This window comes from Croceibacter atlanticus HTCC2559, from assembly GCF_000196315.1.
Classification (GTDB): domain Bacteria; phylum Bacteroidota; class Bacteroidia; order Flavobacteriales; family Flavobacteriaceae; genus Croceibacter; species Croceibacter atlanticus.
Window position 1 is genome coordinate 1,922,271 of sequence record NC_014230.1, and the last position, 12,187, is coordinate 1,934,457.

9 protein-coding genes are annotated in these 12,187 nt (G+C 33.7%); 3 read left to right on the forward strand and 6 right to left on the reverse strand.

Going from position 1 to position 12,187, the window contains the following annotated elements:
• Positions 1–19 precede the first annotated feature (19 nt).
• From CA2559_RS08685 to CA2559_RS08695, 3 genes are read right to left on the reverse strand one after another with little or no spacing between them, the layout of a single operon-like run.
• A complete protein-coding gene (locus CA2559_RS08685; protein WP_013187500.1) occupies positions 20–2,224 on the reverse strand; it encodes a RelA/SpoT family protein in 2,205 nt (734 codons plus the stop codon).
• A gap of 35 nt (positions 2,225–2,259) precedes the next feature.
• Positions 2,260–3,495 (reverse strand): M48 family metallopeptidase, encoded by a 1,236-nt coding sequence (locus tag CA2559_RS08690; protein WP_013187501.1) that lies wholly within the window; start codon positions 3,493–3,495, stop codon positions 2,260–2,262.
• Positions 3,496–3,506: 11 nt separating this feature from the next.
• Complete coding sequence (locus CA2559_RS08695) at positions 3,507–4,301, reverse strand: TrmH family RNA methyltransferase (RefSeq protein ID WP_013187502.1); 795 nt, start codon at positions 4,299–4,301, stop codon at positions 3,507–3,509.
• A 53-nt stretch (positions 4,302–4,354) separates the two neighbouring features.
• Between CA2559_RS08695 and CA2559_RS08700 the strand changes: the two genes are divergently transcribed.
• From CA2559_RS08700 to CA2559_RS08710, 3 genes are all read left to right on the forward strand, one after another.
• Positions 4,355–5,212: a DUF6503 family protein gene (locus CA2559_RS08700; protein ID WP_013187503.1), complete on the forward strand. Its 858-nt coding sequence runs from the start codon at positions 4,355–4,357 to the stop codon at positions 5,210–5,212.
• A 96-nt stretch (positions 5,213–5,308) separates the two neighbouring features.
• Positions 5,309–6,427, forward strand: a complete 1,119-nt coding sequence (locus tag CA2559_RS08705; RefSeq protein WP_013187504.1) for a vWA domain-containing protein — start codon at positions 5,309–5,311, stop codon at positions 6,425–6,427.
• A gap of 117 nt (positions 6,428–6,544) precedes the next feature.
• Entirely contained in the window at positions 6,545–8,008 is a 1,464-nt protein-coding gene (locus CA2559_RS08710) for a sigma 54-interacting transcriptional regulator (RefSeq protein WP_013187505.1), read from the forward strand.
• Between the two features lie 534 nt (positions 8,009–8,542).
• On the opposite strand, the gene CA2559_RS08715 is transcribed toward CA2559_RS08710, so the two are convergent.
• The 3 genes from CA2559_RS08715 to CA2559_RS08725 all read right to left on the reverse strand — a co-directional run bounded on the left by CA2559_RS08715 (position 8,543) and on the right by CA2559_RS08725 (position 12,083).
• A complete protein-coding gene (locus tag CA2559_RS08715) occupies positions 8,543–9,301 on the reverse strand; it encodes a carboxypeptidase-like regulatory domain-containing protein (protein ID WP_013187506.1) in 759 nt (252 codons plus the stop codon).
• 112 nt (positions 9,302–9,413) lie between these two features.
• On the reverse strand, positions 9,414–11,342 hold the full coding sequence (locus CA2559_RS08720; protein ID WP_041240972.1) for a DEAD/DEAH box helicase: 1,929 nt from the start codon (positions 11,340–11,342) through the stop codon (positions 9,414–9,416).
• Positions 11,343–11,507: 165 nt separating this feature from the next.
• The gene (locus tag CA2559_RS08725) at positions 11,508–12,083 is read right to left on the reverse strand and encodes a non-canonical purine NTP diphosphatase (protein WP_013187508.1); all 576 of its coding nucleotides are present in this window, start codon (positions 12,081–12,083) and stop codon (positions 11,508–11,510) included.
• Positions 12,084–12,187: the final 104 nt, after the last annotated feature.

The window sequence follows — 12,187 nt, forward strand, 5'->3', positions numbered from 1 at the left end:
AAGGACACAAATTTAGTCATTATTCACGGGTAACTTTGTCGATGCCGTTAATTTTTTTAAGGTTATCCATAAGTGCCTTGAGTATGGTTTTATTTTTAACGACAACTGTGATTTTACCTGAGAAAATTCCATCGTCACTATCAAAACTTATATGTTTCATGTCTACGTGCATTTCTCTAGAAATTTCTTTAGTGATAGTGTTTACAAGACCTAAATTATCTATACCAGTTAATTTTATAATTGCTCTAAAGTCTTCTTGTGTTGAGTCTATCCACTTAGCAGATATTATCCTATAGGCGTAATTACTTTGTAATTGTATTGCATTTGGACAGTTGTTTTTATGAACTTTTATACCATCACTAACTGTAATAAACCCAAAAACAGAATCTCCAGGAATAGGATTGCAACAATTTGCAATTTTGTAATCCATTTTCTCTTCTTCCTTTCCAAATACTAATAGGTCATAATTAGTAGTGATTTCATCCTTATTAATATCTTGAGAAGAAGGTTGTCTTTTTATTTTATTTTTAAAGAATGATACTAAGGCATTACTACGCGAAGCCGCAAATTCTTTTAAGCTATGATTATCTATACTACCATTTCCAACTCTGTAAAATAAATCTAAACTTGTTTTCAGTTTAAAGAATACAACAAGCTCATTTATAGTTCTTTCATTTAAAGGAATTTTTTGAGCTCTAAGTTTTCTAGTTAAAACAGCTTTTCCTTCTTCGGCAAGTTCTTTTTTAGATTCCTTTAATGCGCTTTTAATTTTACTACGTGCTCTCGCTGTAGTGGCATAATCTAACCAGTTGGAGGTTGGTTTTGCACTATTAGAGGTTATAATATCTACTTGGTCTCCACTTTTTAAGGTATGGCTTAATGGTACTAATTTACTATTTACTCGTGCGCCTCTTGTTTTTAAACCTACTTCTGTATGAATGCTGAAAGCAAAATCTAATGGAGTTGCACCTTTAGGGAGCGATTTTAAATCTCCTTTAGGCGTAAATACGAATATTTCTTTTGAGTATAGGTTAAGTTTGAACTCTTCAACAAAATCAACAGCATTACTTTCTGTGTTTTCTAAAGCATCTTGTAATTTGTTAAGCCATTGCTCTAATTCTTGCTCATTTGTTTCACCTTGCTTGTATTTAAAGTGCGCAGCATAACCTTTTTCTGCAATCTCATTCATACGCTGGCTACGTATTTGAACTTCAACCCAACGGCCTTTAGGACCCATTACAGTAATGTGCAATGCTTCATATCCGGTAGATTTTGGTGAAGAGATCCAATCGCGAAGTCTAACAGGATTAGGTCTAAAATGGTCTGTAACTATTGAATAAATTTTCCAAGCTAAGAATTTCTCGTTGGCAGAATCACTTTTATAAATAATACGAACGGCAAACTTATCGTAAACCTCATCAAAGCTTACGTTTTGCTTTTCCATTTTAAGCCTAATAGAATGTATAGATTTTGGGCGTCCTTTTATTTCGTAATTTAAACCTTCTGCGTTAAGTGAATTTTCTATGATGTTTGAAAACTCTCTAATATAATCATCCTGTTCTTCTTTAGTCTCTTTTATTTTATCGTGAATATCTTGATAAACATCTGGTTCAGTATATTTTAAACTTAAATCTTCTAATTCAGTTTTAATTTTATATAAACCAATTCTATGTGCTAAAGGTGCATAAATGTATAAGGTTTCAGAGGCTATCTTAACTTGTTTATCCGCTCGCATACTTTCCATAGTCTGCATATTATGTAAGCGGTCTGCTATTTTTATAATGATCACACGAACGTCATCATTAAGTGTTAACAGCATCTTTCTAAAATTTTCTGCTTGCAATGAAACGTCTGTTTCACTTTCTAAGCTTGAGATTTTAGTTAGGCCATCTACAATACGAGCAACGGTTTCTCCAAACATTTTTTCGATGTCTTCTGAAGTATATGTAGTGTCTTCAACGACATCGTGAAGAAGAGCAGCAGCAATTGAGGTAGCATCCATACCAATCTCAGATGCAACTATTTTTGCAACGGCTATTGGGTGAAATATATAGGCTTCACCAGATTTTCGGCGTTGTTCCTTATGGGCATCTACAGCAACTTCAAATGCCTGCCTAATAAGTTTCTTGTCTTCTTTGGAGAGCATTCTATAGCTAATGCGAAGTAATTTTTTATACTCACTCGCAATTGCAATGTTCTCTTGTTCTATTTGTAAGTCTGTCATCATATGCTATGACTAAGATAGCAAACTATATAGAATTATGTAGAAGAAATATTACGAAAACGCTGTAATAATGTTGGATGTGAATAATGCATAAAAACATAAGCAGGATGTGGTGTTAAATTGCTTAAACTATTTTTAGACAGTGTTTTTAATCCTGAAATTAATGGCGCTCCAGCATAGGTTTCTTTGGCAAAGTTATCTGCTTGATATTCAAAAGCTCTTGAAATAAAATTCATAAGTAAGCTCGTGATTTCTGAGATTGGGCTATATAGTATTCCAAAGGCAATTAAACCAATATGAAAACTTGGTGTAGCTACTCCTAATGCCTGTGATAATAATGGACTACCAATACACAAAGAAAGTAACCAAAGCGTAAGACCTGTTAATGCTATGGAGGTGACTAAATTAATTATAATATGGTTTTTCTTATAATGTCCAACCTCATGTGCAAGAACTGCTACTATTTCTTCTTCTTCTAAATCATTTATTAAGGTATCGTATAGTGTTATGCGTTTTTCACGACCAAATCCTGAGAAGTAGGCATTTGCTTTTGTACTTCGTTTAGAACCATCTATTACAAATATGTTATCTAACTTAAACCCAACTTTACTTGCATATGCTTCTATTTTTTGTCTTAGTGAACCATCTTCTAAAGGTGTTTGTTTGTTAAATAATGGGACTATGAGTTTTGCATAAAACATATTCATCACAACAGAAAATACAGCGATAACTGCCCAAGCATATAACCAGAATGAAGATCCTGCCCATTGGTAAAACCAGATTATTAAAGATAAAAGCGCGCCACCTACTATTATGAGCATAAACCAGCCCTTAATTTTGTCAAGTGCAAAGGTTTTTAGCGTTGTTTTATTAAAACCATATTTTTCTTCGATAACAAATGTGCTGTAATATGAAAATGGTGTAGTAAGAATGTCGCTACCCAACATAATAATACCAAAAAAGATAAGCGCTATTAAAATGGGATGATCTGTATATTGTCTTGCTAACTCATCAACAAAAGCAAAGCCATCTAGGAAGAAAAAAGCTAAAAGCAATACTAAGGAAAATACACTGGAGACCATACTAAATTTAAAACGCTCTTTTTTATAAGCCTGAGATTTTAAATATTCCTCTGTGTCGTAAACATCTTGTAATGGTTCCGGAAGTTTATCACCATAGTGTTTAGCATTTAAAACATCTAAAGTTGTATCGATAACAAACTCTATAATGATAATTGCAATTAGTATAAAAAATAGGGTAGTAGGAGTCATATAGTTTTCTCTTATTTAAACTTGCGTTGTCGTTTGGCTTCATAAATTAAAATTCCTGCAGCTACTGAAACATTCATTGAGTCTATCTCACCTTGCATTGGGATAATAATATTTTGGGTTGCATTTTTACGCCATTCGTCACTTAATCCTGTTGCTTCTGTACCAACTACAATAGCAGTGGCTGTTGTAAAATCTTGCAAATGGTAATGTTCTGAAGCTTGTAAGGCTGCACAGTAAATATTTACCTTTTGTTTTTTTAAAAATGAGATTATTTCAGTTGTTGTGCCTACAGCCACTTGATTTGTGAAAACGCAACCAACACTACTTCTTATGATATTAGGATTGTATAAATCTGTCTTAGGGTTAGCAATTATTACAGCATCTACATTTGCAGCATCTGCAGTTCTTAGTAACGCACCAATATTACCAGGTTTTTCAGGAGCTTCAGCTATAAGAATTAAAGGTGTTTCAGATGTTTTAATATCAACTAATTGATGTGCTTTTGTTTTAACAATTGTAATAACACCTTCTGTACTGCCTCTATATGCAACCTTTTGATAAACTTCCAAAGACAATTCAGTATAACTTATAGGCGCTTTAATTAAATTGTTTAAAGTGTCTTCAGAAACCAATTCTGGGCAGAAGAAAACTTCAGATATGTTATAGCCTCCTTTAAGGGCAAGCCTAAGCTCTCTTAAACCTTCTACTACAAAAAGACCTTCCTTACGACGGTTACGCGATTTTTCTTGTAACTGAAGTAATTTTTTTAAGGTAGGATTACTTGTGCTGGAAATAAATTTATTCATCGTGCTGCAAAATTACGTGTATTCCTCGTATTTTTAGACAAAGTACAGGTATTATGAAGACACTATTTTATTTATGTATTGCAGCTTGTTGTTTATTAAGTTGTAAAAACAATGAAAACCAAAAGGAATCTGATCAAGTAGATCATTCTAAAATGAATCAAGATGCAATGTCACAAAGTGATCATCAACATATGGATCATTCCGACCATAAGATGAATCATCCCAAATTACCATATCCTAAACCTGTTAAGCATATATTTAATGCTCACGGTGGCATTACAACTTGGGATGCCATGAATAACTTATGTTTTCAAATTGATGGTAAGAATGGTACAGAAACTCATACTACAGATTTAAAAAGTAGAAAGGCAAAGATACAAGCAGAACAGTTTGCTCTTGGTTATGATGGGAATGAGTATTGGCTATCTCAAGAAGACTCAGTTTTCGATTCTGGCAGAGTGAAGTTTTATCATAATCTTATGTTCTATTTTTATGCTATGCCATTTGTTTTAGGAGATAATGGAATCTCTTATACAGATGTTCCTGATATTGAAATACAAGGAAAAACCTATAAGGGTATTAAGACTTTCTTTGCAATGGGTGTTGGTTTGTCTGAGAAAGATAATTACATAATGTATCTAGATAAAGAAACTAACAGATTAGAGTGGCTTGCCTATACCGTTACGTATGGAGAAGATAAACTCTCAAACGATTATAGTTATATAAAATATGACAAATGGCAGGATATAAATGGGTTGCGCTTACCAAAAACACTTATTTGGTATAGTACTAAAGATGGTAAACCTTTTGAAGTACGAAAAGAACTTACATTTAAGAATGTTACTATTTCTGAGACGGTATTAAATGAACGTATTTTTATAGCGCCAAAAAACGCAGAAACTATAAATTAAACTTAACCTGAGTTAAATAATGACCACTTATCTTTCTATAAATCTTAACGATTGTTAGAGAGGTAATTTCTTCCATAATATCGTATTTTTAATAAAATGAAAAAGGATTTAAAAAACGGTATTGTTTTTACGCATCATAGCCCAGAAGAGCAAACTCCTTTTGAGCGTCTTTTTGATGTGTTTCAAGAGCTTATCACACATACCTCTGGAGATTTTGATGAAGCTATGGATTGGCTGAAGCAACTAGATGACGAGTACGAGTTAACTACAGAAGATTATACCTTAGAAGATTTTGTTGAAGACCTTAAAAAGAAAGGCTACATACGAGAAGAAGTAAAGCCAGACAAAAAAGGAGGAATGGCTATTACATCAAAAACAGAACGCCTTTTACGAAAACGAGCATTAGAACAAATTTTTGGAAAAATGCGTCGTGCCGGTCAAGGCAATCATCGTACAAAGCATAGTGGCATTGGAGATGAGCAAACGGGTGAATTTAGGAATTATCAATTTGGAGATGCTTTAGAGCACGTATCGGTAACAGAAAGCTTACGTAATGCACAAATTAATCATGGTATTGGCGATTTTCATTTAACAGAAAATGATCTTGTTGTAGAAGATACTACGCATAAAGCACAAATGAGCACTGTGTTAATGATAGATATTTCTCACTCAATGATATTATATGGCGAAGACCGTATTACACCTGCTAAAAAAGTAGCTATGGCTTTAGCAGAATTAATTACAACACGATACCCAAAAGATACCTTAGATATTTTAGTGTTCGGTAATGATGCTTGGCCTATTAAAATTGAAGATTTACCATATTTAAATGTAGGACCTTACCACACAAATACTGTGGCTGGTTTACAGTTAGCAATGGATATGTTGCGCAGAAAGCGAAACTCCAACAAACAAATTTTCATGATAACAGATGGAAAGCCAAGTTGTATACAATTGCCAGATGGCCAATATTACAAAAATAGTAATGGCTTAGATTCCCATATAGTTAATAAGTGCTATGCAATGGCACAACAAGCTAGAAAGCTAAGAATACCTATTACAACGTTTATGATAGCTAATGATCCTTATTTACAGCAATTTGTAGATGAGTTTACAGATGCAAATCAAGGGAAAGCATTTTACACAGGATTGCAAGGTTTAGGCGAAATGATTTTCCACGATTATGAGGCGAATAGGAAAAAACGGATACGATAAGTGTAAAGTAACGTAACACGAAAACTCTTGTCATACTGAACTTGATTCAGAATCCCATTCAAGAGAGAATTTTAAAATAGTTTCTGTGGTTTTTAAACAGAAAAGAGAAAATAAACTATGAGTAAAGAAAATATAACAACATTAGGCCAGCTTAAAGCTTCAGGCTACAAGTCAAAATCAATAAAGGATGAGCTGCGCGATAACTTAATAACAAATATAAAAGCAGGAAAAAATTCTTTTGAAGGTATTCACGGGTATGAATATACTGTAATACCAGAATTGGAACGTGCAATTTTATCTAAACACAATATAAATCTATTAGGACTACGCGGACAGGCAAAAACACGTTTGGCGCGTTTAATGGTTGGTTTGTTAGATGAATTTATTCCTGTTGTTGAAGGTTCAGAAATTAATGACGACCCATTTAATCCTATTTCAAGAACTGCAGTGGAACTTATTGCTGAGAAAGGCGATGATACGCCAGTTTCGTGGCTACATAGAGATGAACGTTTTGCTGAAAAACTAGCAACACCAGATGTAACAGTAGCCGATTTAATTGGAGATGTAGATCCTATTAAAGCAGCAAATTTAAAGCTAAGTTATGCAGATGATCGTGTTATTCACTTCGGAATGATTCCTCGAGCAAACAGATGCATTTTTGTAATTAATGAATTACCAGATTTACAAGCGCGCATACAAGTAGCATTATTCAATATTTTACAGGAAGGTGATATTCAAATTCGCGGATTTAAATTACGCATGCCGTTAGATGTACAATTTGTATTTACGGCAAACCCTGAAGATTATACAAATAGAGGAAGTATCGTAACTCCTTTAAAAGATAGAATAGGGTCACAAATACTAACACATTATCCAGAAACTGTTGAGATAGCTAAAACCATTACACAGCAAGAAGCTAAGGCAGATGTAAGAAAAGACACCGTTCATGTTCCTGAAATAGCTAAGAATTTATTGGAAGAACTATCATTTCAAGCAAGGGAAAGTGAGTTTGTAGATATAAAAAGTGGCATCTCTGCCCGAATAAGTATAACTGCTTATGAAAATTTACTAAGTACAGCAGAACGTAGAATGTTATTATCTGGTGATGGTACCACAGCAGTAAGATTCAGTGATTTTATGGGGGTTATTCCTAGTATTACTGGTAAAATTGAATTGGTGTATGAAGGTGAGCAAGAAGGCTCTGCTGCAGTGGCAATGCAACTATTGTCTAGAGCTACAAAACAAATCTTTATTGAATATTTTCCTAAAATTGAAAAGCTTCAGAAAGCAGATGATGTAGATCCCTATCAAAATTTAGTTGAATGGTTTTTTGAAGAAAGTAAGTTTGAACTTTTAGATAATTTTGCAAATGATGAATATAAATCTCAGTTAGATTCAATTCAACCTTTACAAGCATTAATTGAAAACCATATAGATGATGATGTTAATGAAGATGATCTGTATTTTATAAAAGAACTAGTCCTTTGGGCATTAGTAGAATATAATAAACTTAGTAAATACAGAATGACAAATGGTATGCGCTTTAAAGATATTTACGGCGGTTACATAAGTGGACTGTAAATTTAAGTAGCAAATCAAAGAAGTAAGTAAAATAGAATCCTTAAATATTGTGAATTTAATAATTTACGGATTGTCAATGAAAGCTATATTTTGGCTAACAGGTTTATAAACTAATTTATAAAGGCAACGTTTAATATTTTTAAATTAGTAAAAACTTCTATATTTGCGATATAAAAAATAATAGGGATGCGCTAACATCCCCATTTTTTGAAAACATACTTACAACTGTAAGTTTTCTAAATTTAATAGCATCCATACAATTGGAAGTTATTATCCAAATCAAAGGTTATCCTTACAAACGGATGACCTTTTCTGTTATGTCAAATATATGGCACGCTTTTAATACTATCGAAGAATTTGTAGTAGCCTTATCCACAAAGTTTTTAACACGAGAGTGTTTTCAAAACTGGTAAATAAAAGTTTATTTAATATTAGCTATTAACAAAGAGGTTATTACACAAAAAATTATGTGTAGTGACTTTTAAAGGTCAAGAAGAAAAAAAAGGCAATTTAGTAGAAGAAATACTTTTAGCTTTAATCTCTTTTCAGCACTTTGTATTCCTCATAACAACCAGAAATAGCATCTAGTATCTGTAAATCGTTTGCGGTGCTTATAAAATCTTTGGAGTAGTTGCAGTTTCTTAAAATCTCATCAATATCAACACGGCTTACTTGTAGTAACGCTTGTAGTGTCTCACGATCATACTTAGTCTGCAAAAGATTTCTTATTTCATCATCTTCTTTCATCTGTCTAAGCTTACGCATTTGTGTTGGGCGTTTACCAAAAACATTATATAAAAAATCTGCAGGATTAAAAATAGAGCCTAAGACTTTAGTTACAGCACTAGGCTGTCTATCTCCACCTTCATAGCCAGTATTAAGACCAGAAATAGAATAACGATAGTTGTTGTAAATAGGAATGTTTTTTGCATCAATTTCTATATAACCTGTTAATTGTACAGGTCTTACAGTTACTTCTTCCAGGGCAATACCAACCTCTGTCATTTTTACTTTAACGTCACCATACTTAAGCCAGTCATTAGAAACTGTTACTTGAATAGATTTATAACCTATATATGAAAAATACAAGGTATCATTTACTTCTGCTCTAATTTCAAATTCACCTTTTTCATTGGTAGTAGCTCCTTTAACCTGGTTAAGGTTAACAATGTTTACATTTTCAAGTATCCTATCATTTGAGGCGCTTTGTACAATACCTGTTACGGTTTGTTGAGAATGTGCCGTAAAACCGATAAGTAATAACAGTAAAAGTAAAGGAAATGAAGTTTTCATAAATAAGGTAAATAAGCTCTAGTGCTAAAAAATCGTATCAAATATAGAATAAGTCGTTATTAAAAAGAATGCCTTGCAAAGTAATTGTTGCAAGGCATTTTAATATTTATGATTATTTACGTCTAGAACGTCTTCTGCTTATAGAGCTTTTAACATTTTCTGCTCTCGTGCTTCCGCTGCCTTCAGAAGATCTTTCTCGTTTAGGGCTTGAGCTTCTGCTAGAAGAATCGCTACTGCGTCTTGAAGATTTTTTTCTGTCTCTTCCGCTGTCGCCTCTATCGCTGTCACTGCTTCTTCGCTTACCTTTAAAGCCACCGCCATCTCTAGAGCCTTTACTTCTGTCTCCTCCAGAACGACGACCACCGCCGCCTTTTCCTTTAAAGCCACCACCGCCAGAACGACGACCGCCACCACCAGATCTACGACCACCGCCGCCACCAGAGCCACCCTTGTCTTTAGTCACTTCAACATTTACACTACGACCTTCGTGAGTCATATCTGCAAAGACTTCCATAACCTTATCAAGCTTGTCTGCATCTGTATTAAAGAAAGAGAAGGTGTTTTTAACATCTACTTTGTAAACGCCATCACGATCTAAATCTAATTGTTCTTTTAAGAAGTCTTTTAAAGACATCCAATCAAAACCATCTTTACCACCAACGTTAATAAAGTAACGAACACTGTCTGAGTCTCCTTCACTATAATCACGATTGTCTGCAGATACTTGGCTTATGCTATCCTTACTATAGTAATTGTGGAATCTTGTAAATTCAACAGAGAAAAACTTTTTAATAAGTTCTTCTTTAGTGTAATCACCTAACTCTTCTTCTAATTGAGGTACATACTTATCAATAGCATGATTTATTTCTGTATCCTTAATCTGGCTTGCAAGGTGAAATAATTGAACTTGGCAAATTTCTTCACCATCAGGAACATCTTTACGCTCAAAGTTACGTTGTATGCGTTTTTCAATAGCTTTAATCTTACGCATTTCGCTTTTTGTAGCAATAGTCATAGAAGTACCACTTTTTCCTGCACGACCAGTACGACCACTACGGTGTGTGTATACTTCTGGCTCATCTGGAAGCGTGTAATGAATTACGTGAGTAATATCATCTACATCTATACCACGAGCAGCAACATCTGTAGCTACAAGCATTTGTATTTGGCGTGTACGGAAACTACGCATTACCAAATCTCTTTGGTTTTGACTTAAATCACCGTGTATAGCGCCAGCGCTATAACCATCTTGTATTAATTGCTCTGCAACTTTTTGAGTATCACGTTTTGTACGGCAAAATATAACAGAGAAAATCTCTGGGTTTGCATCACATAAACGCTTTAATGCTTTATAACGGTCACGACCACCAACTAGGTAATACTCGTGAGATACGTTTTCTGTACCTTTATTTTTAGATCCTACTGTAATTTCAACAGGATTATTCATAAAGTCTTTAGCAATTCGTGCTACCTCTTTAGGCATTGTTGCACTAAATAACCAAGTAAATTTATCTTCTGGTGAGTGAGAAAGAATTTCTGTGATATCATCATAGAAACCCATATTTAACATCTCATCTGCTTCATCTAAAACACAATATTGTATTTCAGAAATGTCTACTAAACCACGTCTTATCATATCTTGCATACGACCAGGCGTAGCAACAATAATCTGAGCACCACGTTTTATTTGCTTAGCTTGTTCTGTAATGCTAGCGCCACCATAAACTGCAACAGGATTTAATCCCTTTACATATTTAGAGTAATTTTGAAGCTCATTTGTAATTTGAAGACAAAGCTCACGTGTTGGAGACAGGATTAACCCTTGAGTTTTCTTGTATCCAGCATCAATCTTTTGGATTAAAGGAAAACCAAAAGCAGCAGTTTTACCAGTACCTGTTTGCGCTAACGCAACAATATCTGTGTCTTTTTCTAATAGGATTGGGATGGCCTTTTCTTGTACTTCACTAGGTTCAGTGAATCCCATATCGTTAACGGCGTTAACGATTTCGGCGTTTAAGCCGAGTTTCTCGAATAAATTCATATAGTATGTAAAACCTCGAGAATAATTTTGCACCAATGCCGACCGACTCTCAAGGCGGTTAAAATTTTTGCAAAGGTACGGTTTATTTATTGATTATTAATGATAATAATTCAATTAGATTTTGTAATGAATTTTAAATAGAAATGTATTGTAAACTATTGAAAATCAATCTTCTTTTAAATAATCTATAAGCTCTCTTATGGCTTTTCCGCGATGACTGTGCTTTGCCTTTTCATCTTGAGGCATTTCAGCAAACGTTTTTTTAGATGCATTCGGTATAAAAATAGGATCATAACCAAATCCTTTTTCGCCTCTTTTTTCTTTTATAATTTCACCTCTGCATATTCCAGAAAACAAAGTCTTTTGTTTATCTATAACTAATGCAATAATGGTTTTAAATTGCGCAGCTCTGTTATCTTGACCTTTTAAGTTATCGAGTAACAGATCCATATTGTCTTCACTACTACGTTGTTCTCCTGCATACCTAGCAGAATAAACACCAGGTTTACCATCTAACGCATCAACCTCTAAACCGGTATCATCTGCAAAACAATTAAAACCAAGTCTGTCTTTAATATAGTTTGCTTTTAATATTGCATTACCTTCTATAGTATCTTCTGTTTCTCTTATATCATCATGAAAATCGATATCTGTTAAAGATAAGAGCTCGATGTATTCAGGCATTAATGCCTTTACTTCAGCAAATTTATTTTTATTATGTGTAGCAAATACAAGTTTCATGGTATCTTGAAATTGATAGGATTTAGTATAGTAGCAAAGATACAAACCAGAGCTTAGAAAGTGGTTTTTTTTAAGAATATACAATCTATAGGTATCACTTAATT

Bases quoted from the DNA above. Each gene is read 5' to 3' on its own strand.
- CA2559_RS08700 (WP_013187503.1), top strand. From the start codon at position 4,355: ATGAAGACACTATTTTATTTATGTATTGCAGCTTGTTGTTTATTAAGT.
- CA2559_RS08685 (WP_013187500.1), bottom strand. From the start codon at position 2,224: ATGACAGACTTACAAATAGAACAAGAGAACATTGCAATTGCGAGTGAG.
- CA2559_RS08725 (WP_013187508.1), bottom strand. From the start codon at position 12,083: ATGAAACTTGTATTTGCTACACATAATAAAAATAAATTTGCTGAAGTA.
- CA2559_RS08705 (WP_013187504.1), top strand. From the start codon at position 5,309: ATGAAAAAGGATTTAAAAAACGGTATTGTTTTTACGCATCATAGCCCA.
- CA2559_RS08690 (WP_013187501.1), bottom strand. From the start codon at position 3,495: ATGACTCCTACTACCCTATTTTTTATACTAATTGCAATTATCATTATA.
- CA2559_RS08720 (WP_041240972.1), bottom strand. From the start codon at position 11,342: ATGAATTTATTCGAGAAACTCGGCTTAAACGCCGAAATCGTTAACGCC.
- CA2559_RS08695 (WP_013187502.1), bottom strand. From the start codon at position 4,301: ATGAATAAATTTATTTCCAGCACAAGTAATCCTACCTTAAAAAAATTA.
- CA2559_RS08710 (WP_013187505.1), top strand. From the start codon at position 6,545: ATGAGTAAAGAAAATATAACAACATTAGGCCAGCTTAAAGCTTCAGGC.
- CA2559_RS08715 (WP_013187506.1), bottom strand. From the start codon at position 9,301: ATGAAAACTTCATTTCCTTTACTTTTACTGTTATTACTTATCGGTTTT.